Origin of the sequence: Pseudogemmobacter hezensis (genome assembly GCF_013155295.1) — a bacterium.
Taxonomy (GTDB): Bacteria; Pseudomonadota; Alphaproteobacteria; order Rhodobacterales; family Rhodobacteraceae; genus Pseudogemmobacter; species Pseudogemmobacter hezensis.
Map to the genome: position 1 here is coordinate 67771 of NZ_JABJXT010000003.1, position 24839 is coordinate 92609.

At 63.0% G+C, this 24839-nt stretch carries 20 protein-coding genes and 1 tRNA gene; 14 read left to right on the plus strand and 7 right to left on the minus strand.

The window, feature by feature from the left end:
- The first annotated feature begins 206 nt into the window (after nucleotides 1-206).
- The gene (gene purU, locus HOY34_RS04215; RefSeq protein ID WP_172360152.1) at nucleotides 207-1091 is read left to right on the plus strand and encodes a formyltetrahydrofolate deformylase; all 885 of its coding nucleotides are present in this window, start codon (nucleotides 207-209) and stop codon (nucleotides 1089-1091) included.
- Nucleotides 1092-1334: 243 nt separating this feature from the next.
- Here purU and HOY34_RS04220 read toward each other — a convergent pair.
- Nucleotides 1335-1419: transfer RNA gene (locus HOY34_RS04220), tRNA-Leu, on the minus strand.
- Between the two features lie 192 nt (nucleotides 1420-1611).
- On the opposite strand from HOY34_RS04220, the gene HOY34_RS04225 reads away from it, so the two are divergent.
- The 7 genes from HOY34_RS04225 (at nucleotide 1612) to HOY34_RS04255 (ending at nucleotide 12097) form a co-directional block, all read left to right on the plus strand.
- Complete coding sequence (locus tag HOY34_RS04225; protein WP_172360154.1) at nucleotides 1612-2598, plus strand: complex I NDUFA9 subunit family protein; 987 nt, start codon at nucleotides 1612-1614, stop codon at nucleotides 2596-2598.
- A gap of 1 nt (nucleotide 2599) precedes the next feature.
- Entirely contained in the window at nucleotides 2600-3403 is an 804-nt protein-coding gene (locus HOY34_RS04230; RefSeq protein ID WP_172360665.1) for an undecaprenyl-diphosphate phosphatase, read from the plus strand.
- Nucleotides 3404-3564: 161 nt separating this feature from the next.
- Nucleotides 3565-5001 carry an NAD(P)-dependent oxidoreductase gene (locus HOY34_RS04235; protein ID WP_172360156.1) on the plus strand — a complete coding sequence of 479 codons (1437 nt, stop codon included), beginning with the start codon at nucleotides 3565-3567 and terminating at the stop codon, nucleotides 4999-5001.
- Nucleotides 5002-5163: 162 nt separating this feature from the next.
- A complete protein-coding gene (locus tag HOY34_RS04240; RefSeq protein WP_216654639.1) occupies nucleotides 5164-5913 on the plus strand; it encodes a hypothetical protein in 750 nt (249 codons plus the stop codon).
- Entirely contained in the window at nucleotides 5903-6343 is a 441-nt protein-coding gene (locus HOY34_RS04245) for a GFA family protein (protein ID WP_172360158.1), read from the plus strand. The genes HOY34_RS04240 and HOY34_RS04245 overlap by 11 nt, the downstream gene beginning before the upstream one ends.
- A gap of 3 nt (nucleotides 6344-6346) precedes the next feature.
- Nucleotides 6347-10885 carry a glutamate synthase large subunit gene (gltB, locus tag HOY34_RS04250; RefSeq protein WP_172360160.1) on the plus strand — a complete coding sequence of 1513 codons (4539 nt, stop codon included), beginning with the start codon at nucleotides 6347-6349 and terminating at the stop codon, nucleotides 10883-10885.
- Nucleotides 10886-11008: 123 nt separating this feature from the next.
- Complete coding sequence (locus HOY34_RS04255; RefSeq protein WP_172360162.1) at nucleotides 11009-12097, plus strand: glycosyltransferase; 1089 nt, start codon at nucleotides 11009-11011, stop codon at nucleotides 12095-12097.
- A 24-nt stretch (nucleotides 12098-12121) separates the two neighbouring features.
- On the opposite strand, the gene HOY34_RS04260 is transcribed toward HOY34_RS04255, so the two are convergent.
- Complete coding sequence (locus HOY34_RS04260; protein WP_172360164.1) at nucleotides 12122-13969, minus strand: sigma-54-dependent Fis family transcriptional regulator; 1848 nt, start codon at nucleotides 13967-13969, stop codon at nucleotides 12122-12124.
- 337 nt (nucleotides 13970-14306) lie between these two features.
- On the opposite strand from HOY34_RS04260, the gene HOY34_RS04265 reads away from it, so the two are divergent.
- Complete coding sequence (locus HOY34_RS04265; protein WP_172360166.1) at nucleotides 14307-15377, plus strand: 2,3-butanediol dehydrogenase; 1071 nt, start codon at nucleotides 14307-14309, stop codon at nucleotides 15375-15377.
- 78 nt (nucleotides 15378-15455) lie between these two features.
- On the plus strand, nucleotides 15456-17258 hold the full coding sequence (locus tag HOY34_RS04270; protein ID WP_172360168.1) for an NAD(P)-binding domain-containing protein: 1803 nt from the start codon (nucleotides 15456-15458) through the stop codon (nucleotides 17256-17258).
- Between the two features lie 21 nt (nucleotides 17259-17279).
- On the opposite strand, the gene HOY34_RS04275 is transcribed toward HOY34_RS04270, so the two are convergent.
- Entirely contained in the window at nucleotides 17280-17813 is a 534-nt protein-coding gene (locus HOY34_RS04275) for a hypothetical protein (RefSeq protein ID WP_172360170.1), read from the minus strand.
- A gap of 353 nt (nucleotides 17814-18166) precedes the next feature.
- Between HOY34_RS04275 and HOY34_RS04280 the strand changes: the two genes are divergently transcribed.
- Nucleotides 18167-18364 carry a hypothetical protein gene (locus HOY34_RS04280; RefSeq protein ID WP_172360172.1) on the plus strand — a complete coding sequence of 66 codons (198 nt, stop codon included), beginning with the start codon at nucleotides 18167-18169 and terminating at the stop codon, nucleotides 18362-18364.
- A 219-nt stretch (nucleotides 18365-18583) separates the two neighbouring features.
- Complete coding sequence (locus HOY34_RS04285) at nucleotides 18584-18994, plus strand: YbgC/FadM family acyl-CoA thioesterase (RefSeq protein ID WP_172360174.1); 411 nt, start codon at nucleotides 18584-18586, stop codon at nucleotides 18992-18994.
- 50 nt (nucleotides 18995-19044) lie between these two features.
- On the opposite strand, the gene rlmN is transcribed toward HOY34_RS04285, so the two are convergent.
- Nucleotides 19045-20256, minus strand: a complete 1212-nt coding sequence (gene rlmN, locus HOY34_RS04290; protein WP_172360176.1) for a dual-specificity RNA methyltransferase RlmN — start codon at nucleotides 20254-20256, stop codon at nucleotides 19045-19047.
- Nucleotides 20257-20387: 131 nt separating this feature from the next.
- A complete protein-coding gene (locus HOY34_RS04295) occupies nucleotides 20388-20909 on the minus strand; it encodes an invasion associated locus B family protein (RefSeq protein ID WP_172360178.1) in 522 nt (173 codons plus the stop codon).
- 184 nt (nucleotides 20910-21093) lie between these two features.
- On the opposite strand from HOY34_RS04295, the gene HOY34_RS04300 reads away from it, so the two are divergent.
- Both HOY34_RS04300 and HOY34_RS04305 read left to right on the plus strand, forming a co-directional pair.
- A complete protein-coding gene (locus HOY34_RS04300; protein ID WP_172360180.1) occupies nucleotides 21094-22122 on the plus strand; it encodes an asparaginase in 1029 nt (342 codons plus the stop codon).
- 68 nt (nucleotides 22123-22190) lie between these two features.
- Nucleotides 22191-22535, plus strand: coding sequence for a DUF2794 domain-containing protein (locus HOY34_RS04305; RefSeq protein WP_172360182.1), 345 nt, complete (start codon nucleotides 22191-22193; stop codon nucleotides 22533-22535).
- Nucleotides 22536-22609: 74 nt separating this feature from the next.
- On the opposite strand, the gene HOY34_RS04310 is transcribed toward HOY34_RS04305, so the two are convergent.
- A complete protein-coding gene (locus tag HOY34_RS04310) occupies nucleotides 22610-23449 on the minus strand; it encodes a C40 family peptidase (RefSeq protein ID WP_172360184.1) in 840 nt (279 codons plus the stop codon).
- A gap of 1 nt (nucleotide 23450) precedes the next feature.
- Nucleotides 23451-24839 (minus strand): leucyl aminopeptidase family protein, encoded by a 1389-nt coding sequence (locus HOY34_RS04315; RefSeq protein WP_436645014.1) that lies wholly within the window; start codon nucleotides 24837-24839, stop codon nucleotides 23451-23453.

The window sequence follows — 24839 nt, forward strand, 5'->3', positions numbered from 1 at the left end:
GCGTCCCCCTAAGGTCTACCGGGTATGCCCCGGACATCGCCTTGCCGGTGCAGGGCTTGACAGCGATGCGCATTCCAAGTCACGCCGCAGTTGCACAATCACGCCAGACTTGCGCAGCCGTCTGAACCGGATCCTGCCCAGAACTCAGGTTTCTTCCCATCACTGGCCCGCCAATCTGCCGCCAGGACCATCGCCCGGAGATCAATATGACCAAATATTGCCTGACTGTCACCTGTGAGAGCAAGCGCGGCATCGTCGCCGCCATCGCCGGCTATCTGGCTGAAAACGGTTGCAATATCACCGACTCTTCGCAATTCGATGACAGCCAGACCGGGCGCTTTTTCATGCGCGTCAGCTTCCGTTCCGAGGCTGGGACGGGGCTGGAAAAACTGCAGGCGGGTTTTGCCGATACCGCGAAGGCCCTGGGCATGCAGGCGCAATTCCATGATGAGGCGACCAAGCTGAAGGTCGTGATCATGGTCTCGCGCTTTGGCCATTGCCTGAACGACCTGCTTTATCGCTGGCGTATTGGCGCGCTGCCGATCGATATCGTGGCGGTGATCTCAAACCATATGGAATATCAGAAGGTTGTCGTGAACCACGACATCCCGTTCCACTACATCAAGGTTACCAAAGAGAACAAACCCCAGGCCGAGGCCGAGCAGATGCGGGTCGTGCGCGACTCGGGTGCCGAGCTGATCGTGCTGGCGCGCTACATGCAGGTTCTCTCGGATGAGATGTGCCAGGCGATGTCGGGGCGGATCATCAACATCCACCATTCCTTCCTGCCGTCCTTCAAGGGCGCAAACCCCTATAAGCAGGCGTTCGAGCGCGGGGTAAAGCTGATCGGCGCGACCTCGCATTACGTGACGGCCGACCTCGACGAGGGCCCGATCATCGAGCAGGACATCATCCGCGTCACCCACGCGCAATCGGCGGATGATTATGTCTCGCTGGGGCGTGATGTGGAAAGCCAGGTGCTGGCGCGGGCGGTGCATGCCCATATCCACCGCCGCGTGTTCCTGAATGGCGACAAGACGGTGGTATTCCCGGCCTCGCCCGGCTCTTACGCCTCCGAACGGATGGGCTGACAGATTTTTTGAGAGGGCCCTGATTTGAGGGGGCCCCGTTTTATGGTCCCCCGTTTTATAGCCCCCGGAAAGCCGCGCTTTGCGTCAGGCCTTTCGGGGGCTTTTCTGTTTGAAATACGGCAGTTCTGCGCGGCAATCTTGCGGCGTCATATGGCCCAAAAGAACATCGCCCGCTGGACCGGGGTCCAACGGGCGTTGATGTCTTGGTAGAAATATCTTCTGACACCGAAGTGTCTGAGGATATGGTGCCCAGAAGAGGACTCGAACCTCCACGCCTTGCGGCACTGGTACCTGAAACCAGCGCGTCTACCAATTCCGCCATCTGGGCGATGTCGTAGCGGCGATGTACCCCTGGCATCAGGGGTTGTCAACAAGCCATCTGACAGAAAATGCGAGATTTTTTTCTGACCCCGCGAAAGCCCTGCAATCAGCCCATAGAAATATGGCTTTTACCTTGCTGGCACCGACTGGCGGGGCTAAGGAAAAGAAAAGCACGTGAGCCCGCAGGGGAGTTTTCCGCATGAGCAAGCTGGTCACCATCTATGGCGGTTCGGGCTTTGTCGGCCGCTACATCGCACGCCGATTTGCCCGTCTGGGCTGGCGGGTGCGGGTGGCGGTGCGTCGCCCGAATGAAGCGCTTTTCGTCAAACCCTATGGCGCCCCGGGCCAGGTCGAGCCGATTCTGTGCAATATCCGCAATCTGGCCAGCGTGAAGCGGGCCGCGATGGGCGCGGATGCAGTTATCAACTGCGTTGGCACCTTCCGCCGTGGCGGCAAGAACAATTTCGACGCCGTTCATGTGGCGGGTGCGGCCAATATCGCCCAGGCCGCAAAAGAGGCGGGCGTCGCAAAGCTGATCCATCTCTCGGCGATTGGCGCAGATGCGGCCAGCGCCTCGCTTTACGGCAAGTCGAAAGCGGCAGGCGAGGCGGCCGTTCTGGCGGCATTCGAAGATGCGATCATCCTGCGCCCTTCGGTGATCTTTGGCACCGAGGATCAGTTCTTCAACAAATTCGCGGCCATGGCGCAATTCGCCCCGCTCTTGCCGATTGCAGGCGGCGCGACCCGATTCCAGCCGGTTTTCGTGGATGATGTGGCCCAGGCCGCCGTTCAGGCGATCACCAACCCGGCCGCGCCCGGCGTTTACGAGCTGGGCGGCCCCGAGGCTGCCCCCCTGTCCGAGCTGCTGAACCGCATGCTGCCGGTCATTCAGCGCCGCCGTATCGTGCTGAACCTGCCCGTTGGGCTGATGGCGCTGCCGGCTTTCGGCTTTGACCTGGTCGAGACGCTGACCGGCGGGCTGATCGTGAACAAAATCGTCACCCGCGATCATCTGAAGATGCTGGCGGCTGACAATGTGGTCGCCGAAGGGGCGCGTGGCTTTGCCGATCTGGGCGTGACGCCGCTGGCCTTTGAGGCGGTGATTGCAGATTATCTGTGGCGCTTCCGCCCCTCGGGCCAGTTTGCTGCCATTAAGGATTCGGCAAAGAACCTGAAGAAGGTCTGAGATTTTGGACAATACACTGATCGCCGCCTTTCTGGGTCTCCTGGAAGGGCTGACCGAGTTTATTCCTGTCTCATCTACCGGCCATTTGTTGCTGGCCGGGCATTTCCTGGGCTTCGAATCGGACAGCCGCACCTTTGAGGTGGTGATCCAGCTGGGGGCGATTCTGGCGCTGACCTCGGTTTTTGCCGCCAAAGTGACCCAGCTTTTCATCGCGGCCCGTCACAGCGATGCGGCGCGGCGCTCGATCGTTTCGGTGGCGCTGGCGTTTTTGCCCGCCGTGTTCATCGGCCTGCTGGCACATGGTTTCATCAAGAATGTGCTGTTTGAAACGCCGATGCTGATTGCGGTGATGCTGATCCTTGGCGGGGTGATCTTGCTGGTCGTTGACCGAATCTCGCCAAAACCGCAGCATTTCGACGCCCTGGCGCTGCCCTTTGGCAAGTCGCTGGCGATTGGCTTTTGCCAGTGCCTGGCGATGGTGCCGGGCGTCTCGCGCTCGGGGGCGACGATTGTTGGCGCGCTGATGATGGGGGTCGAAAAGCGGGCGGCGGCCGAGTTTTCCTTCCTGCTCAGCCTGCCGACCATGGTGGCGGCGGTTGGGTATGACCTGTTCAAGACCCGCCATGAGCTGGATTTCAGCGCGGTCTGGGATATCGCGGTCGGCTTCGCGGTGGCCTTTGTGGCAGCGCTGCTGGTGGTGAAATGGGTGCTCTCTTACATCAGCCGTCACGGCTATGCGGTCTTTGGCTGGTGGCGAATCATTGTCGGCTCGGCGGCCATGGTGGCGCTTTTGGCGGGTTACTGAGTGGATTTGGAACTTATGCTGACCTATATTTCGGATTGTCGTGCGTGTTTTTCGCGCCAATCCGGAAAAATCCACATATAGGTAAACTGTGCTGACTTTTATTTGAAATGCCGCAAGGCTAGTAAGGCGCACCCGGAACCTGCCTTGAGGGACGCGCAGCCATGGCCACGCAGAAAATGCTGAAATTCGTTTCACTGGGCAAAGAGACGCCCCAGAAACGCGAAGCAACCGAGCGCAACCGGGATTTCGATGAAATCTACCGCGAATTCGCCACCGAAAAGGCGGCAGAGCAGGCCAGCCGCTGCAGCCAATGCGGCGTGCCCTATTGCCAGGCGCATTGCCCGCTGCACAACAATATCCCCGACTGGCTGCGCCTGACCGCCGAAGGCCGCCTGAAAGAGGCCTGGGAAATCAGCCAGGCCACCAATTCCTTCCCTGAGATCTGCGGCCGCATCTGCCCGCAAGACCGCCTTTGCGAGGGGAACTGCGTTATCGAGCAATCCGGCCATGGCACGGTCACCATCGGCTCGGTCGAGAAATACATCACCGATACCGCATGGGAGGAAGGCTGGGTCCAGCCTGTCCGCCCCCATGCCGAGCGCCTGGAATCGGTCGGCATCATCGGCGCAGGCCCTGGTGGCCTGGCTGCAGCCGAGCGTCTGCGCCGCGCCGGAATTCAGGTCACCATCTATGACCGATATGACCGTGCGGGCGGGTTGCTGACCTATGGCATCCCCGGGTTCAAGCTGGAAAAGCCGGTCGTCATGCGCCGGGTCGAACAGCTTGAGGCCTCTGGCGTCAAATTCGTGCTGAACTGCACGGTCGGCGTTGATCAGTCGTTTGAGGAAATCCGCGCGCGCCACAATGCCGTGCTGATCGCCACCGGCGTCTATAAAATCCGCGAGATCGAGGCCCCCGGCGCGGGTGCCACCGGGATCGTCCGGGCGCTGGACTACCTGACCGTCTCGAACCGCCTGTCCTTTGGCGACACTGTCGCCGCCTATGAGGATGGCAGCCTGAATGCCAAAGGCAAACGGGTGGTGGTGATCGGCGGCGGTGATACCGCGATGGACTGCGTGCGCACGGCGATCCGCCAGGGCGCAACCTCGGTCAAATGTCTCTACCGCCGCGACCGCGCCAATATGCCGGGCTCGCAGCGCGAGGTGCAGAATGCCGAGGAAGAGGGCGTCGAATTCGTCTGGCTGGCCGCGCCGAAGGGCTTTTCGGGCGGCACGCAGGTTGAGGGCGTAATGGTGCAAAAGATGCGCCTTGGCGCGCCCGATGCCTCTGGCCGCCAGTCGCCCGAGGTGATCGAGGGCGCGGATTACGTCGAGCCCGCCGATCTGGTCGTCCAGGCGCTTGGGTTTGAGCCAGAGGCGATCCCGACGCTCTGGGGCGTCGACGCGCTGGCGGTCACCCGCTGGGGCACGATCAAGGCCGATTTCCGCACCCATGCAACCAGCCTGCCCGGCGTCTATGCGGTGGGCGATATCGTGCGCGGTGCCAGCCTTGTGGTCTGGGCGATCCGCGACGGCCGCGAGGCTGCCGACGCTATCGTTGCGCAATTCACATCGGCCGGGGCCGTCGCGGCCGAGTGAGTTTTCCGCAGGCTGTCGTTGCGGCGGGGTGGCGGCATCAAAGCCCGCCAGCTTTTGGCCCTGATACCAGCACTCTGCCCGACGCCGAAGTGAACAGCATCATCGTCCGATCCGGGTTAGACTCGGGCGTGATGTCGAAACGAAACAAAGGTTGACCGTTCCATGAAACGCCCTCTGACCCTTGCCCTTCTTCCCGTCCTGGCTGCTTTCGCAGGCCCGTCTGCGGCGCGCACCTGGAGCGCGCCCGAGGGCTGCGAGATCAATATGACCGTTCAGGCCAAGGGCTGCCGGGTCTCGAACCATTACATCTGCAGCAATGACGCCAAAGGCGATCAGTGGCGGGCCGATTTCGACCAGGAAGGCCTGTTCTTCCAGTCCCGGATCAATTTCGAAACCCAATGGGTGGAAAGCATTTCGCTGGGCGATGGCGAGGTGCAGTATCTGGGTGATGTGGCCGAGGATCCCGCCTCTTTCTCAGAGCTGCTGGATACCGGGCTGGACACTTTCGATTTCACCCTGACACGCAATTTCGGGCCGGACAGCCGGGTGATCGGCTTTGACCGTCTGACCGGGCGCAGCATCACCATCGACGGTGTCGTGCTTGAGGAAACCGAGTTTGAGGCCACCGAGGCCGATCTTGACGGCAATCCGCTGCGGGCCTCGCGCGGGCATGAGTATATCTCACGTGACAAGCGGATGTTCTTTGCAGGCCCCGGCCAGACCGATCTGGGCGACGGGCAATGGGTGCCGATTGACGGCAGCCCCATCGACTTCATCTTCCCGGGCGAGCCTGGCTTTGCCGCGACCCGCCCGCTTTATGACTGCGATCCGCTGCTGACCAATGCGCCCGCACCTCAGGGCCCGGCGCAGCAGGGTCTCGAACGGCTCTGGAGGGCGCGTTATGGCGAATGACAGTCACGGCCAATGCCTGTGCGGCGCGGTGCAGATCACGGTCTCGCATCCGCCGCATGAGGTGAATGCCTGCCATTGCGGCATGTGTCGGCGCTGGACCGGGGTGGCGCTGGTCACGCTCGATGTGCCCGAGGCGAATATCCGCATCGAGGGCCTTGATACCGTGCGCCGCTATACCTCGTCTGACTGGGCCGAGCGGGCCTTTTGCGGCACCTGCGGCAGCTCGCTTTGGTATCGGCTGACGGCGCCGGGTGCGCCCGACGATTACTACCTGGCGGCGGGTCTGATGGATGATCCCTCAGACCTGACCCTTGCCAATGAGATTTACATCGACCACCGGCCCCCGGCTTTCGCCTTTGCCGGACCCGCCAAACAGATCACGGAAGCCGCGTTTCTTGCCATGCTTCCAGCGCCAGCCCAGGAGGAGTGAGCCATGACCACCTATGATGAAGCCTGGGTGAAAGCCGAAGAAGCCAAGCGTGCCTTCATGGCCGAGCACAGCCTCTACCGTGATGAGGATGAGCATTCCTCCTGCGGCGTCGGCCTGGTGGTTGCAACCTCTGGCAAGCCCTCGCGCAAAGTCGTCCAGGCCGGGATCGACGCGCTGAAGGCGATCTGGCACCGCGGCGCGGTTGATGCCGATGGCAAAACCGGCGACGGCGCAGGCATCCATGTGCAAATCCCGGTCGAGTTCTTCTATGACGTGGTGCGCCGCACCGGGCATGAGCCGGATCAGAAAAAATGGATCGCGGTCGGCCAGGTCTTCCTGCCGCGCACGGATTTCGCCGCGCAAGAGCGTTGCCGCACGATCGTGGAAACCGAAGTGCTGCGCATGGGCCATTACATCTATGGCTGGCGTCACGTTCCCGTGGACATCTCGGTCCTGGGTGAGAAGGCCAATGCCACCCGCCCTGAGATCGAGCAGATCCTGATCCGCTGCGAAAAGGAAATCGACCGCGAGCAGTTCGAGCGCGAGCTTTACATCATCCGCCGCCGGATCGAGAAAGCCGTTACCGCCGCCGGGATCCATGGCTGCTATCTGTGCTCGCTGTCCTGCCGCTCGGTGATCTACAAGGGCATGATGCTGGCCGAACAGGTCTCGGTCTTTTACCCCGACCTGCAGGATGAGCGTTTCGTCTCGGCCTTTGCGATCTATCACCAGCGCTATTCCACCAATACCTTCCCGCAATGGTGGCTGGCGCAGCCCTTCCGCATGCTGGCCCATAACGGCGAGATCAACACGCTGAAGGGCAACGTCAACTGGATGAAATCGCACGAGATCCGCATGGCATCCTCTGCGTTTGGCGAGATGGCAGAGGACATCAAGCCGATCATCCCCGGCGGCACCTCGGATTCGGGTGCGCTGGATGCGGTGTTTGAGGTGATGGTGCGCTCGGGCCGTTCGGCGCCCATGGCGAAAACCATGCTGGTGCCGGAGGCCTGGTCGAAACAGACCGACACCATGCCCCAGGCCTGGGCGGATATGTATTCCTATTGCAACTCGGTGATCGAGCCATGGGATGGCCCGGCTGCGCTGGCGATGACCGATGGCCGCTGGGTCTGCGGCGGGCTGGATCGCAATGGTCTGCGCCCGATGCGCTATGTGGTCACCGGCGACGGGCTGCTGATCGCGGGCTCTGAGGCTGGGATGGTGCCGGTGGATGAGCTGACCATCCGCGAAAAAGGCGCGCTTGGGCCGGGGCAGATGATCGCCGTCGATATGGTTGAAGGCAAACTTTACCACGATACCGAGATGAAGAACAAACTGGCCAGCGCCCAGCCTTACAGCGAATGGGTCGGCAAGATCACCCATCTCTCGCCCGATCTCGACGCGCTGCCCGAGCACCCCGTTTTCAAAGGCGGCGAGCTGCGCAAGCGCCAGATCGCGGCGGGCTATTCGGTCGAGGATCTGGAACAGGTTCTCGCGCCCATGGCCGAGGACGGCAAGGAAATGATCGCCTCGATGGGCGATGACACGCCGCCTGCGGTCTTGTCGAAGATCTACCGGCCGCTGTCGCATTACTTCCGCCAGAACTTCAGCCAGGTCACGAACCCGCCGATCGATAGCCTTCGTGAAGGCCGGGTGATGTCGCTGAAAACCCGCTTCGGCAATCTGCGCAATGTGCTGGATGAAAACTCCAGCCAGACCGAGATCCTGGTGCTGGAAAGCCCCTTCGTTGCCAATGCCGAATTTGAGGCGATGGTGAAGCAGTTCGGCGATCATGTCGCCTATATCGACTGCACCTTCCCGGTCGGCCCGACGCTGAACGATCTGCAAGGTGCGCTGGAGCGGATCCGGGCCGAGGCCGAGGACGCCGTGCGCTCGGGCGCGGGGCAGCTGGTGCTGACCGATGAACATCAGGGCACCGAAAAGGTCGGCATGCCGATGATCCTGGCGACTTCGGCCGTGCACAGCTGGCTGACCCGCAAGGGGCTGCGGACCTTCTGCTCGATCAACGTCCGTTCCGCCGAATGTATCGACCCGCATTATTTCGCGGTGCTGATCGGCTGCGGTGCGACCACGGTGAACCCCTACCTTGCGCAGGACAGCATCGCTGACCGGATCGAGCGCAACCTGCTGGATGGCAGCCTGCTGGACGCGATGCGCCGCTACCGCGATGCGATTGATGCGGGGCTGTTGAAGATCATGGCGAAGATGGGGATCTCGGTGATCTCGTCCTATCGCGGTGGTCTGAACTTTGAGGCGGTGGGCCTGTCGCGTGCCATGGTGGCCGAGTATTTCCCCGGCATGAACAGCCGCATCTCGGGCATCGGTCTGCACGGGATCGAGCAAAAGCTGGAAGAGGTTCACGCCCGCGGCTGGCTGGGCGGCGCCGAAGTGCTGCCGATTGGCGGCTTCTACAAGGCGCGGCGCTCGGGCGAAAAGCACGGCTGGGAAGCGCAGACCATGCATATGCTGCAGGCGGCCTGCGACCGCGCCAGCTATGATCTGTGGAAGACCTATTCGGCGGCGATGCGCTCAAACCCGCCGATCCATCTGCGCGATCTGCTGGACATCAAAACGCTGGGCAAGCCGGTGCCGATTGAGGAAGTCGAATCGATTACCTCGATCCGCAAGCGGTTTGTGACGCCGGGCATGTCGCTGGGGGCGCTGTCGCCCGAGGCGCATATGACGCTGAACATCGCCATGAACCGCATCGGCGCGAAATCCGACAGCGGCGAGGGCGGCGAGGATCCGGCACACCAGCACCCCTTCCCGAATGGCGACAACCCCTGCGCCAAGATCAAGCAGGTGGCCTCGGGGCGCTTTGGTGTCACCGCAGAATACCTGAACGCCTGCGAAGAGCTGGAGATCAAGGTCGCCCAGGGCGCAAAGCCCGGCGAGGGCGGCCAGCTGCCGGGGATGAAGGTCACCGATCTGATCGCGCGGCTGCGCCACTCGACCAAGGGTGTGACGCTGATCAGCCCACCGCCGCATCACGATATCTATTCCATCGAGGATCTGGCGCAGCTGATCTATGACCTGAAGCAGATCAACCCGCGCTGCAAGGTGACGGTCAAGCTGGTGTCAGCCAGCGGGGTCGGCACGATTGCGGCGGGCGTGGCCAAGGCCAAGGCCGATGTGATCCTGGTCTCGGGCCATAACGGCGGCACGGGCGCCAGCCCCGGCACCTCGATCAAATTCGCGGGGCTTCCGTGGGAGATGGGCCTGACCGAGGCGCATCAGGTGCTGTCGATGAACAACCTGCGTGAGCGGGTGACGCTGCGCACCGATGGGGGCCTTCGCACGGGCCGCGATGTGGTGATGGCGGCGATGATGGGGGCCGAGGAATTCGGCATCGGCACCGCCGCGCTGATCGCCATGGGCTGCATCATGGTGCGTCAGTGCCAGTCGAACACCTGCCCGGTGGGCGTCTGCACCCAGGACAAGGCGCTGCGTGACAAGTTCACCGGCAATGCCGATAAAGTGGTGAACCTGATCACCTTCTACGCCCAGGAAGTGCGTGAGATCCTGGCGTCGATTGGGGCGCGCAGCCTGGATGAGATCATCGGTCGCCCGGATCTGCTGGTCCAGGTCTCGCGCGGTGCGGCAAGCCTGGATGATCTGGATCTCAACCCGCTGCTGATCACCGTCGATGGCACGCAGAAGATCACCTATGACCGCTCGAAGCCCCGCAATGCGGTGCCCGACACGCTGGATGCCGAGATCATCAAGGATGGCCACCGCTTCTTCGAAGACGGCGAAAAGATGCAGCTGTCCTACGCGGTCAGGAACACCTCGCGCACCATCGGCACCCGCGCCTCGTCGCATATCGTGCGCAAGTTTGGCATGCGCAATAACCTGCAGCACGACCATCTGACGGTGAAGCTGACCGGGAACGCCGGGCAAAGCCTTGGCGCCTTCGCGGTCAACGGCATCAAGATTGAGGTCCAGGGCGACGCCAATGACTATGTCGGCAAGGGCCTGTCAGGCGGTGTGATCGTGGTGCGCCCGCAGATGGCCTCGCCGCTGAAGGCCGAGGAGAACACCATCATCGGCAATACCGTGCTTTATGGCGCGACCGACGGGTTCCTCTTTGCCTCTGGCAAGGCGGGCGAGCGCTTCGCGGTCCGGAATTCGGGCGCAAGCGTGGTGATCGAGGGCTGCGGTTCGAACGGTTGTGAATATATGACCGGGGGCGTCGCGGTAATCCTGGGCGAGATCGGCGCGAATTTCGGGGCGGGGATGACGGGCGGCATGGCCTATCTCTACGACCCGGAAGGCAAGGCCGCTGAGATGGTCAATCCCGAGGGCCTGCTGACCAATGGCATCGGCCATCCGCATTGGGAAGCGCAGCTGAAAACCCTGGTCGAGCGCCATCTGGCCGAGACCGGCTCGCGCAAAGCGGCCCGCATCCTTGCCGACTGGGAGGTCGAGCGCGGCAATTTCCTGCAGGTCTGCCCGAAGGAAATGCTGCCGCATCTGGCCCATCCGCTGGTCGAGGCCGCCGGAAAAATCCCCGCTGAATAAGCGGTGACAGACAGCATCGCCCCCGGCCTGCGTGTGCGGGGGCGATGCGCCACAGATCCCCTGCACCAGCGGCATTTCTTTGCTATACCCGGCTTGCGGGCCGTATCGGTACAGGAGCGGATGATGGATCTTTGCCTGAACATGATTGTGCGTGATGAGGCCGGAATCATCGCGCAAACGCTGTCGAACCTGCTGGATCATGTGCAGATCTCGACCTGGGTGATCCATGACACCGGATCGCGTGACGGCACGCCGGAGGTGATCCGCGCGTTTTTTGCGGCGCGGCAGATTCCGGGCGAGTTGATCCACCGCGAATGGGAAAACTTCGGCGCAAATCGCCAATATGCGCTGGAAGATGCAAAGGGCCGCGCCGCGTTCGCGCTGTTTTTCGATGCCGATGACGGGTTTGAGGGCCAGCTGCCCGCGCTACCCGTGGATTGCGACTCGCTGACGCTGAATATGACGCGCGGCGCGGTGACCTATCCGACCAAACTGATCGTGCGCAACGATGGCCGCTATCGCTGGCGCGGCGTGGTGCATGAGGGGCTTTATTTCAATCCTGGCCCCGATCACCCGCATGAAAAGGTCGCGCATGTGGCGGGGGATTACAGGGTGATCAGCCGCTGTGCGGGCGCGCGTTCGCGCGACAATACCACCTTTTTGCGCGATGCGAATACGCTGGCGCGTGCTGTGGCCTCGCTGCCCGCCGAAGATGCTGATCTCTTGCCAAGATATTGCTTTTACTGCGCAAACTCATGGCGCGATGCAGGCGCCCCGCATGAGGCCGCGCATTGGTATCGCAAGCGCATTGGGCTTGGCGGCTGGAAGGATGAGGTGTTCCTGTCCTGGCTGGGCCTTGGGATAGAGCTGCGCAAGACAGGCGATACCGAGGGCGCGATCCGGGCCTTTATGCAGGGTCATGAGGTCTGCCCGGATCGCAATGAATGCCTGTTCCATCTGGTGCAGGCGCTGCGTCTGGCCGGACAGGTCGAGATGGCTCTGCTGCTTGCGCGTGAGGGGCTTCGCATCCCAAAACCCGGTGGCATGCGGTTGTTCCTCTGGCATGATGTCTATGCCTGGTGGATGGATTTTGAGTTCCTGATGTGCCTGAAAACCCTGAACCACCAGGCCGGGACTGAAAGCGAAGAGGCGCTGGCACGGATGCGGGCCGCCGGGGCGCCCGCGCATCTGTTCCCCCTGGTTGGTGCCTGAAGGGGGCCGGCGACTATTCCCGCATCAATCGCCGCGCATCAGCCCATGGCGGCGGATCTGGCGGTGAATGGTGCTGCGATCCACCCCCAGCTCTCGTGCTACGGCTGAGACATTCCAGCCGTGGCGGTCCAGCAGATGCGCCAGCATGGCGGGGCCGTCGCTAATGCCTTCTGGCTGGTGAAACTGCGCAGGCAGATGCGTCAGGCCCAGGGTCACCATACGGGCGGTGCCCCTGTCCCAGGCCAAAGCCAGTGCCCCCGCCAGGGCGGTCAGTTCCTGCAGATTGCCGGGCCAGGGATGGCGGGTCAGCGCCCGCGCCGCCTCGCGCTCAAAGGTGACGGGGGTGGCGAAGGCATGCGAGAAGATGCGGCTGGCCAGCGCGATCAGGTCGCGCCGCTGCGCGAGGCCGGGCAGGCGAAGCCGCCCCGCCGCGATCCGGTGCAAGAGATCCTCGCGCAGCCCGTTTGGGGCTGCCGTGTCGCAGGTCAGGATCAGCCGCGCCGCCGAAGGCCTTTCGCGCAACCCGCCGACGGGGCGAAAGCTGTGCTCGCTTACCAGCGGCAAAAGCCTGGCCTGCAGGCGCGGCGGCAGAGCACCGGGGTTTTCCAGCACCAGGGTTCCGCCCTCGGCCTGGTCGATCAGCCCTGGCACATAGGCCCGCGCATCGCCGCGCCCGAACAACAGCGCCGCCTCGTCCTCGGCCAGGGTGTCGCAGGCGAGCGTTACAAAAGGGCCGCGCCGCGCCGCATCATGGATCGCCCGCGCCAGCGTCGATTTTCCGCAGCCCACAGCGCCCTCGATCAGCAGGGGCAGCCTGCCCGGGGCCATTATCGCCGCGCGGGCCGCAATCTCGCGCATCTGGGGGTCATCGCCCGCCACCTCGCGCAGTGCGGCGGGAATGACCTGTGGGCGCGGGGGCAGGGGCGCGGGCCTCGGGCGCGGCTCGATCGCATGGGCGAAAAGGCGATAGCCGTCGCGGGTTTCCAGCAGACGGTCACGGGCGGCGTGCTGGCGCGTCAGCCCCTCCAGCCCGGCCAGATCCAGGTTGAACATATCCGAGATATGGCGGCCAATCAGGCCCGCCCCCTGCCGCCAGTCCTGACCCAGGCTGCGCGCCATCAGCCGCGCGGCCCCATTGGTCATGCCGATCACCCGGCCCGCCTGATCCAGCCGGATCGCCGCCTGCGGATCGACATCCAGGAAGTCCGGGCTGCCCGCCAGCCGCAGCACCCAATCGGCCCGTGCCTCGGCCATGATATTGGCCATTTCGATGCGCCTTGCGGTCTGGCGCACCAGGTTCAGCGCCAGAAACTGGCTGGCCCTGGCCCGGGGCGATGAAAGCAACGAGATATCCAGCACCGCCGCCAGCCGCCCGCCCGTGTCATAGATCGGCGCGGCGGTGCAGGACAGCCCGCCATGCGTGACATCGAAATGATCGCTTTGGTGGATGATCAGCGGCTCGCCCGTCTCGATACAGGCGCCAAGCGCGCAGGTGCCCGCCCGCGCCTCGGACCATTCCGCACCCATATAGAGGCCCGAGCGGCGCAGCTCTGCCTTTTGGCTGTCTTCGCCCAGATATTCGACCGTCACCCCCGCATCATCGGACAAAAGCAGCACGTAGTTCTGCCCGGCGACCAGCTTGTAGAGATCGTCGATCCCGGAACGCGCGATGCGGATCAGATCCTCTGAACGCTGCCGATGCTGGCGAAGCGCCGCCTCGGGCAGGATATAGGCCTCGGCCCGGTTCGCCGGATCCAGCCCGTGTTTTTGCAAGCAGCGCAGCCAGCTTTCCACCACAACCGGGTCGCGGGTCTCGCTGCCCTGATGCGAGACGCCCTCGATCTCGCGGATATGGTCGATATCTGCCTGCATCTCTCCCCCGTCACAGATCGTATTCCATGGGCATCACAGCATGGCGCGTCTTCTGTGCTTCCCTGTGTGCTGCCCTTTGGCTTCCCTGTCCGAGGCCCCCTCCCGGGCCGGAACAGGGCGATAGTGGCACATAATCTGCGGTTGCAGAACCAGGGCGTCTGCGTGGTGCAGCATCACGCTGCACTGCCGCGAACCTGTTGCAGGGAAATGCAACAGGTGGGGCAGGGGATGCCACAGTCCTGTTGCGTAACTGTCTGAAAAGATTGAGGGCGATTTTCCCGCTTCGCCTTTTGCCGGGACTGCGGCCAGCATTGTTCAACACCTGACAGGAGATGATATGAAAGCCCTGCGTTTTCACGCTGCCAAGGATCTGCGGATCGAAAACATTGATGCGATTCCCGCGCCAGGCCCCGGCCAGGTGGCGATTTCGAACCGCTTTGTCGGGATCTGCGGCACCGATCTGCACGAATATGCCTATGGTCCGATCTTTATCCCGACTGCCCCGCATCCTTTCACCGGGGCCTCGGGTCCGCAGGTGCTGGGCCATGAGTTCGGCGGCGTGGTGACGGCTGTCGGCCAGGGCGTCAGCCATGTTGCGGTGGGCGACCGGGTCTCGGTTCAGCCGCTGATCATGCCGCGCTCTGGCGATTATTTCGCAGATCGCGGGCTTTTTCACCTGAGTGAGAACCTGGCGCTGGCGGGCTTAAGCTGGGTCTCCGGCGGCATGGCCGAGGCGGCGCTGCTGAATGATTACAACGTCGTTAAGATCCCCGACAGCATGAGCGACGAAGAGGCCGCCCTGGTCGAGCCAACTGCCGTCGCCGTCTATGCCTGCGACCGGGGGCAGGTGACGGCGGGCCATTCGGTGCTGGTCACCGGGGCGGGGCCGATCGGCATTCTGACCGTGATGACGGCGCTGGCCTTTGGGGCGACGAAGCTGTTCCTCTCGGATCTGAACGACACGCGGCTGCAGTTGGCGCGTCAGATCCTGCCGGGTGTCATAACGCTGAACCCGAAGCGCGACGATATCGGCGCGGCGATCCGGGCCCAGACCGAGGGCGGCGTGGGCGTCGATGTGGCGCTGGAATGTGTGGGCAATGAGAAGGCGCTGCAAAGCTGCCTTGATGCGGTTCGCAAACAGGGCACCATCGTCCAGGTCGGGCTGCATCCGGGCAACTCGGGGCTGAACTGGCACAATGTCACCTTCAAGGATGTCGATGTGCGGGGGTCATGGGCCTATCCGACGCATCTGTGGCCGCGTGTGATCGACCTGATCGCCTCTGGCGCGATCCCGGCCAGCAAGGTGGTGACGAAGAAAATCCGCCTCGATGAGGCGGTGGCCGAGGGGTTCGATGCCCTGCTCGACCCGGCCGGAACCCAGCTGAAGATCCTGATTGATCTGACCTGAGACCATCCGATCCGGGCGGCGTTTCGGGGTTGGGAGGCCCCGCTGCCCGGATCCTTCACAGCATAGGGAGGAGAAACCATGCTTGATTCCACGAAAGAAACCGCGCTTGCTGCATTGGTCGCCGATCTGGAACGCGCCCTGGTGGCGCAGGATGCAGATGCGGTGGCCGGGCTGTTCCTGGAAACCGGCTTCTGGCGCGATCTGGCGGCCTTTACCTGGAACCTGAAAACCTGTGAGGGCCGGGCGCAGATCGCGGAAATGGCCCGGGCGCAGCTGCCGAAAGTTGCGCCCAAAGCGCTGGCGCTGGATCCGGCAGAGACGGTTTCCGAGGCGGGCGGCGTCACCGAGGGTTGGGTGACGCTGGAAACCGCTACTGGCCGCGGCCAGGGCTATATCCGCATGAAAGACGGTAAGATCTGGACGCTTCTGACCACGCTGCATGAGCTGAAAGGCCATGAAGAGCCGCGAAAGCTGCGCCGCCCGATGGGGGCAGAGCATGGCCATGACCCGAACCGCAAGACCTGGAAGGAAAAGCAGCTGGATGAGGCCGCGCGGCTGGGGTTCGAGGAACAGCCCTATGTGCTGGTGATCGGCGGCGGCCAGGGCGGCATCGCGCTTGGCGCGCGGCTGCGGCAGCTTTCCGTGCCGACCATCGTCATCGACAAACACCCGCGCCCGGGCGATCAGTGGCGCAACCGCTATAAATCGCTCTGCCTGCATGACCCGGTCTGGTATGATCACCTGCCCTATATCCCCTTCCCCGACAACTGGCCGGTCTTCGCGCCGAAGGACAAGGTCGGCGACTGGCTGGAGATGTATACGAAGGTGATGGAGCTGAACTACTGGTCCTCGACCACCGCGAAATCGGCGAAATATGATGAGGCGAAGGGCGAATGGGAGGTGGTGGTCCATCGGGACGGGCGTGACATCACGCTGCGCCCGAAACAGCTGGTGCTGGCGACCGGGATGTCGGGCAAGGCGAATGTTCCGGTGATCCCGGGCCAGGATGTGTTCAAAGGCGAGCAACAGCATTCCAGCCAGCACCCCGGCCCCGATGCCTATAAGGGCAGAAAGGTCGTCGTGATCGGTGCCAATAACTCGGCCCATGACATCTGCGCGGCGCTGTGGGAGGGCGGGGCCGATGTGACCATGGTGCAGCGCTCATCCACCCATATCGTGAAGTCAGACAGCCTGATGGAGGTGTGTCTCGGCGGGCTTTATTCCGAGGCGGCGGTGGCCAAGGGGATCACCCATGACAAGGCGGATATGATCTTCGCCTCGGTGCCCTATAAGATCATGGCCGATTTCCACGTGCCGCAATATGACGAGATCAAGGTGCGGGATGCGGCTTTCTACGCGGCGCTGGAAAAGGCGGGGTTCATGCTCGATTTCGGGGATGATGAATCGGGTCTCTTCATGAAATACCTGCGCCGTGGCTCGGGCTATTACATCGATGTGGGCGCCTGCGATCTGATCATCGACGGCTCGATCAAGCTGCAATCCGGCAAGGGGATCAGCCATCTGTCGGAAGGCGCGGTGGTGCTGGATGATGGCACCGAATTGCCCGCCGATCTGGTGGTCTATGCCACGGGGTACGGGTCAATGAACGGCTGGGCGGCGGATCTGATCAGCCAGGAAGTGGCGGATAAGGTGGGCAAATGCTGGGGTCTGGGTTCTGAGACCACCAAAGATCCAGGCCCATGGGAGGGTGAGCAACGCAATATGTGGAAGCCCACCATGCAGCCCGGCCTGTGGTTCCATGGCGGCAACCTGCATCAGTCGCGCCATTACTCGCGCTATCTGTCCTTGCAGCTGAAGGCGCGGCATGTGGGCATCGACACCCCGGTCTGGGGGCTTGAGGCCCCGCATCATCTGCGCTGAGATCGATCTCCGGGCCTGCCGCTATGTCTCAATCGGCATAGCTGCGGGTCTTTCTGATGCGGGATCTGCCTTCGCAGGTTCTGGGCTGCGCGTTGCGGTATCAACCGCTGTTTCCGCTGCCGCCGCCTGACCCCGGATCAGCCCCAGGGTCTGCTGGCAGCCGGGCTGATCCGAGCGCAGCGGCTCTGCCGCAAGCGCCCAGATTTCAGCCAGGGCGGGGGCTGCAACCGCGTCGCGGGCCTGGCGCAGCGCGATATATCCGCAGGGCTGATGCTCGGCCATGAACATCTCAAGCCAGGGGCCAAGATAGTCATCGCCCGCGGCGATATACGGCGCATCCGCCTCTAAGGCGTAGACAAGGATCTGTGCCGCCTCTGGGTCTTGTGCGGCCGCAAAGGCATAGCGCCCCAAAAGCCAGGCCAGGGTCTGTGCGGGGCAGGCGTTCAGAATACCGGGCAATGCGGCCCTGTCCGGCACCGCCATCGGCAAAGCCGCACTGTCGAGAAAGCGCCATTGCGCCGCCTTGTCGGAGTGAAAAACGAGGAGAAACCGCATCGCCGCCCGCCCTGTAAGATCCTGGTGAGATCGTGATCATGCTACCGGTGGGTTACACCACAGTGATGGTTAAAATTTCCCCAGGATTCAAGCGCCTGCTGCGCTTTTACCGGCCCCAGCCCAGCGGATTTTTGCCAGCGTATCTGGCTGATAGCGGGGGTGTTCAGACGCAATCCGACAGAAACGCCAGGGCATAAACTCCTGACTAATAGTGTCAACCATTTGAAAACATACAATAAATTTTAAAATTCTTCTTGCGTGACCGCCTCTTTGTTGTTTATAACGATTCTAAGAAAGCCAGCCAGCATCCTTGCCAGCCAGCCATCGAATTTATCATCCGAGAGGAGCCAGCCATGGCCCAAGCCGCCTGCAACACCTGTGCCTTTTACGAAGATCACGTCGCAAATTCCGCGAGCCAACTGGCTGATGCGGGCCTGTGCCGCGCCAATCCGCCCGTCACCCAGAAAGACGCCGAAACCCGCGGTTTCTGGCCGGTGGTGCAAAAGAATGACTGGTGCGGCAAGTTCGCAACCGTATTCGCGGCAGAGTGATCTCTGACTGACACTGACTGGCCCGCCGAAAAGGCAGGGCAAAGTCAAAGCGATGCAGCAAGGCAGCCCTCGGGCTGCCTTATGCGTTTTGCGGGTTATGCTTGGATCCGGTTGATGCTCTTTGTCAGGACAGCAGGTTTTGCGATAGGGTAGGGCGCGGCTCGTTCTCTCTGCCCTTGCAGGGAGGCTGCCGATGACGCGTTGAAATGAGGGGATCACGTGCGCCAAATACCTGGTCAGTTCACGCAGGAAATTCGGGTCTATTATGCCGATACCGATGCGGGGGGGATTGTTTACCACGCCCGCTATCTGGAGTTCGCCGAAAGGTGCCGGTCAGAGTTTCTCAGGCATATTGGCTGCCCGCTTGTCTCGGATGAGGGGAACAATTTCGTGGTCAGGCGTGCGCAGATTGAATGGCACGCCCCGGCGCGGCTGGATGATCTGCTGATCTGTCAGACCCTTGTGATCTCGGCCAGGGGCGCAAAGGTCAATATGGAGCACCGCTTTTTCGCGGGTGAGGTGATGACCACCCAGATCAGCGTTGAGCTGGCCTATATCACGAAAGCTCTCAGGCCAGCGCGTCTGCCTGCGAGCCTGATCGCCGCCATGCTGCCGCCCTCAGAAATGTGAAAATCTGAGGGGGCGCTGTTTTCGGTTGGCAGCCCGTTTCAGAGGGCGCCTCAGACGGTGCTGTCGGCCGCAGCCTGCGCCGAAACGCCGGTTTTTTGCCGCCTTGCCCGTTCGGTTGCGGATTTCAGCTGGCCACAGGCCGCCATGATATCCTCACCGCGCGGGGTGCGGATCGGCGAGGCATAGCCCGCTTTGTAGATGATATCGGCGAAGGCCTCGATCCGCTCCCAGTCGGAGCGCTCATAGGGCGAGCCGGGCCATTCGTTGAAGGGGATCAGGTTGATCTTCGCCGGAATCCCCTGGATCAGTTTGACCAGGCGGCGGGCGTCGGCGTCGCTGTCATTCACATCTTTCAGCATCACATATTCAAAGGTGATGCGTTCCGAATTCGACAGGCGCGGATAGTCGCGCAGCGCCGCCAGCAGCGTTGCCAGGTTCCATTTCTTGTTGATCGGCACCAGCTTGTCACGCACCTCATCGGTGGTGGCGTGGAAGCTGATCGCCAGCTGGCAGCCGATTTCCTCGGCGCAGCGGGCAATTTCCGGCACCACGCCCGAGGTCGACAGCGTGATCCGGCGGCGGCCAAGCGCGATGCCCTCATCGTCGCGCACGATCAGCATCGCGTCGCGGACGGCGTCAAAATTGTAAAGCGGCTCGCCCATGCCCATCAGCACGATGTTGGACAAAAGGCGCTCTCCGGTGGAGCCCTGGCCGGGTTCCGGCCATTCGCCCAGATCGTCGCGGGCCAGCATGACCTGGCCGACGATTTCACCCGCTGTCAGGTTGCGCACCAGTTTTTGCGTGCCGGTATGGCAGAAGGAGCAGGTCAGCGTGCAGCCAACCTGGCTGGACACACAAAGCGTGCCGCGGCCTTCTTCGGGAATATAGACCGCCTCGACCTCATGGCCGCCGGCGATGCGCAGCAGATACTTGCGGGTGCCATCGGCAGAAACCTGGCGGGTCACGATCTCTGGCAGCGCGATCTCGAATTTCGCGGCCAGGAGCGCGCGGTAGTCTTTCGCCAGATTGGTCATCAGGGCGAAATCGCGCACGCCCCAATAGTAGACCCATTGCCAGATCTGGCCGACCCGCATCTTCGCCTGCTTCTCAGGCGTGCCAGCGGTGATCAGGGCTTCGCGCAACTGGGCCCGGGTCAGGCCGACCAGGTTCACCTTATCCGTTTCCGGCAATTTGCGCGGAATCGTCATAACGTCCTGGGTGATCGGGGCTGCAACCGCGCGGGCGGGGGTAAGGTCGTTCATCTGGCAGATCCTTCGGGTTCAGCCTTGTTACAGGCGATCTGGCTGCTGGGTCCCGGGCCTATAGACGATTCCCGGCGAAAAAGAAAGCGCCCCGCCAAAGCGGAGCGCGTGATTTCCGTAAGGTGATGCGCTTATTTGCAGCGGGCTGCGGCATCATCCATGGCGGCGGTGAAGCCGCGCAGGCTGAAGGTGTCTTTGGTCTGGGTGCCACGGCCCGAACGCGCGGTGACCACGGCATCGGCACCGCCGCGAAGGGCGCGGATCAGCGCGGCATCATCCTCGGCCGAGCCTGACCAGGCCCATTCGCCATCGCTGAACAGCTCAAACTTGGTGCCGCCGATGGCGACGCCCACGGTCGAGCCCGCCGCGAAGGGGTAGCCGCCGGTGAAAGAGACCTGCGGGGCCGTGCCCGGGCGGTGGGTAACAAACAGCAAGATGTCGCCACGACGCACCGAGACCGGGGCACCATCCTTGGTGTTCACGGTTTCACGCGGTTTCGAGACGCCCCAGCATTCCTTGGGGTTGCCGTCCACGAAGACGTTCCAGTCGGTCATGGTTCCGACGCGATTGCTGGATTCCTGAGCGCTCGCGCAGAACGGAGCGATGATTGCCAGTGCGGCGGCGCCCATGGCGCGGCGAAGGACGATAGTCATATGTCTGACGCAGCCTCCAAGCTGTATCTTGCCTCTGTCAACGCGCCACTTCAGCCTTGCGATCATTGGATCTGATCATTCTGATCTGGCAGGCGCTTTCTTAACCCGATATTGCAGAAATACTTAAAAAGGGCAGGGGGCGAAAGCCCTTTGGGCAGAAAATCGCACATCTGTGAGGGACGGCATGGCGCGAGCAAGCGGAAAAGACGGTCGCAAGGTCGATATTGGCGCGGCCCCACTGGCCGAATTGTGGCGCGGGGGCGTGCTGGAAAGCACCCATCTGGGCCATGTGGTCATCTGTGACAGCAAGGGAATTATCGAGGCCTGGGGCAATCCCTCGGCGGTGATCTTCCCGCGATCATCGTGCAAGATGATCCAGGCGCTGCCGCTGATCGAAAGCGGCGCGGCGGCGTCCCATGGGCTTGGAAGCCAGCATCTGGCGCTGGCCTGTGCCAGCCATGAAGGGGCGCATCTGCATGTCGAAAAGACCGGGCGCTGGCTGGCCGATCTGGGGCTGAATGAGGCCGATCTGCGCTGCGGCGCCCATGAGCCTGCCGATAAGATTGAGCGTAACAGGCTGATCAAAAACGACGAATCCCCATGCCAGCTGCATAACAACTGCTCTGGCAAGCATTGCGGTTTTCTGACCGTGGTCCGGCATCAGGGCTGGGGGCCAGAGTATCACGAGATCGACCATCCCCTGCAGCAGGCCATCCGCCAGGCCACCGAAGAGCTGGCGGGTGAAGAGATTTCCGGCTGGGGGATCGACGGCTGCTCGGCCCCGAATTTCGCCATCAGCCTTGAGGGGCTGGGCCGTGCGATGGCGGCTTTCGCCACCGCGCATGAGGGGCAGGGCCTGCGGGCCGAGGCGATGGTCGCCCTGCGCCAGGCGATGATGGCGCATCCCGATCTGGTTGCGGGCGAGGGCCGTGCCTGCACCGGGCTGATGCGGGCTGCGGGCGGGCGGGCTGCGGTGAAAACCGGGGCCGAGGGCGTCTTTATCGGCATCCTGCCCGAGCGTGGCATTGGCGTGGCGCTGAAGGCGGTTGATGGCAACCACCGCGCCTCTGAGGCGGCGATTGCTGCGATCCTGGTGCGTCTGGGTATAGTTGAGGCCGGAGATCCGCAGGTGATGCGCTGGCTTAATCCGGTGCAGAAGAACTGGCGCGGCCTGGTCACCGGCGAGGTGCGGGCGGCCCCCGGCCTGATGTGACGGCAGATGTAACGCAGGTGTGACGCGTAACGCTTGATTTGGGGGCGCTGCGGGGGCAGACTGAATCCATGAACATGGAAGCCCCCCTTCCCTTTCCGCCGCATCAGGGTGATGGCGGGATGGTCGCCTTTCAGCGGCAGGAATTGTCAGTGATCCTGCGCCTTTACGGGATGATGGTCGCTGCAGGTGAGTGGCGCGATTATGGCATCTCACATGGGCGAGAGGTTGCGGTTTTCTCGATCTTCCGGCGCAGCGCTGAGAACCCGCTTTACCGGATTGAAAAGCGCCCGAAGCTGCGGATGAAGCAGGGGATCTATGCCGTGCTTGGCGAAAATGGCCAGGTGCTGCGCCGTGGCCATGAGCTGGCGCCGGTGCTGCGGGTGCTGGAGCGCAAGCTGATCCGCCCCGTCTGATCCGCCCCGTCTGATCCGCCCCGTCTGATCCACCCCGTCTGATCCACCCCGTCTGATCCGCTTACCCTGTGGCGTTATAAAGCCAGCGAAACCGCGTCAGGGCGTCGTCTTGCGATGATCTCGCCGCCATAATGGGTGCTGATGCGCTGCGTTGCGGCAGCGAGCGGCTCATAGGCGACGGACATCGTATAGCCATTCGCATGGATCAGCCGCTCTGGGCTGGTCATCAGGGCGACATGGCCGCGCCAGAACAAAAGATCGCCGCGTTGGGGGGCGGTGCCCGGCGCAAGCTCGGTGCCTAAGCTTTGTTGCAGGTCACTGTCGCCCGGGCAGGCCAGCCCCGCTGCATGAAAAGCCAGCTGGACGAGGCCAGAGCAATCGACCCCTGCGGCCGAGTTCCCGCCCCAGAGATAGGGCGCGTGCAACAGGCTTTCGGCGACGGCGACCGGGTCGGGCGCATGGTCCCCGCAGGCCGCCAGATGCGATTTGGGGATGAAACCCTCAGGCGTTTCCGCCCATGAGCCACTTTCGCCAATCACCCGAACCCGGGCATTCAGGAAAAGGGCCATTTTGGGCGGGGCCTGGACGCGCGGCTCTGGGTAAAGATGGGTGGCCGGGCTGATCACGCGATGGTCTGGCTGTTCTGATGCGCCCAGATCGGTTGCGCTGACCCAGCCGCAATAGCCATCTTTTTCAGCCATGACAAAGGTATAGCCGTCGCGCCGGTCGATGATGGTGACCGCATCACCATAGATTAGCTGGCGGTCGATCGCGCCCTGGGGCGCTGACAGCAGCGCGGTCAGGGATGCGGTGACCCGCGCGGGCTCGCCCTCGGTCAGGGGGGTATCTGCCAGAATGCTGCGCAGCGAAATATGGCCGATGCGGCCGGAAAACGGGGTCAGGCGGCGGTCCAATTCACAGCCCCAGCATATCTGGCAGCGCGTTCAGGATCGCCCGCGCCCCCTGGCCTGCGCCGCCTTTGGGGCGGGCCGGGGCGTCGGTGGGCGTGTGACCGTAAATGTCGAAATGCATATAGCGCGGGTGATCGGCGAAGCGGCGCAGGAAAAGGGCTGCGGTAATCGCGCCCGCAAAGCCAAAGCCGGGCGCATTGTCGAGATCGGCGATGCCCGGCTCGATCACTGGCTCATAGGGGGTGTGGAAGGGCATACGCCAGACCGGATCGAAGCCGGATTTCGCGCCCCGCTCCAGCGCAAGGGCGGTGGCGTCGTCCTGGGCCCAATAGGGCGCAAGGTCGGGGCCGACCGCGATTCGGGCCGCGCCCGTCAGCGTGGCCATAGAGATCAGCAGGTCGGTCTCTTCCTCGGTTGCCAGGGCCAGCGCATCGGCCAGCACAAGGCGGCCCTCAGCGTCGGTATCATTGATTTCGACCGTCAGCCCCTTGCGGCTGGTGACGATATCCTTTGGCTTCTGGGCATTGCCTGCGATCACATTCTCAACCGCCGGAACCAGCAGGCGCAGCCGGATCGGCAGGTTCAGCGCCATGATCATCTTGGCAAGGCCCATGGTCGTGGCGGCCCCGCCCATGTCTTTCTTCATCAAAAGCATGCCGTTGGCGGGTTTGATGTCCAGCCCGCCGGTGTCGAAACAGACGCCCTTTCCCACCAGTGTCAGACGCGGGCCCTGATTGCCCCAGTGCAGATCCAGCAGGCGCGGAGCGCGGGGGCTGGCCTGGCCAACCGCATGAATCAGCGGAAAATTCTGGCTGATCAGATCCTCGCCGGTGATGACCTTCACATGGGCGCCATGGGCTGCGGCCAGCTCGCGGAAGGCGGCTTCCAGCTGATCGGGCCCCATGTCGCGGGCGGGCGTGTTGATCAGGTCGCGGGTCAGACATTCGCCAGCAACCATCGCCTCGATCCGGGGGGCGTCGATATTCGCCGGGGCCTTCAGCCGGGCCGGATCGGCGGGCTTTTTGCCCGGGCGATAGCGGTCAAACCGATAGGCGGCCAGCAGCCAGGCCAGGGCGGCCTCTGCCGCCAGATCATCGGGCAGTTCGGTTGCGAAATGCCAGACCGTGCCCTCGGGCAGGGCGCTGGCCGCGCGGGCGAGGCCAAAGCGCTGGCGCTGGCGCGATTTTGCGCTGCCAAGCCCGGCCACCGCGCCAGAAATGCCGCCCGGCCCGGGCAGCAGCCGCAAAGCGCCAAGGCTGGCGTCGAAACCGCTGGCCTGCAGCCAGGCGCTGTGGCTGGCTCCGGCCCCTTGCAGGAAAGCGGCCAGCTCATCCTCGGCGATGATGTAAAGCGGAAGCGAGGCGGCATCAGCCCCCGCAAAGCGCGGCGGGAT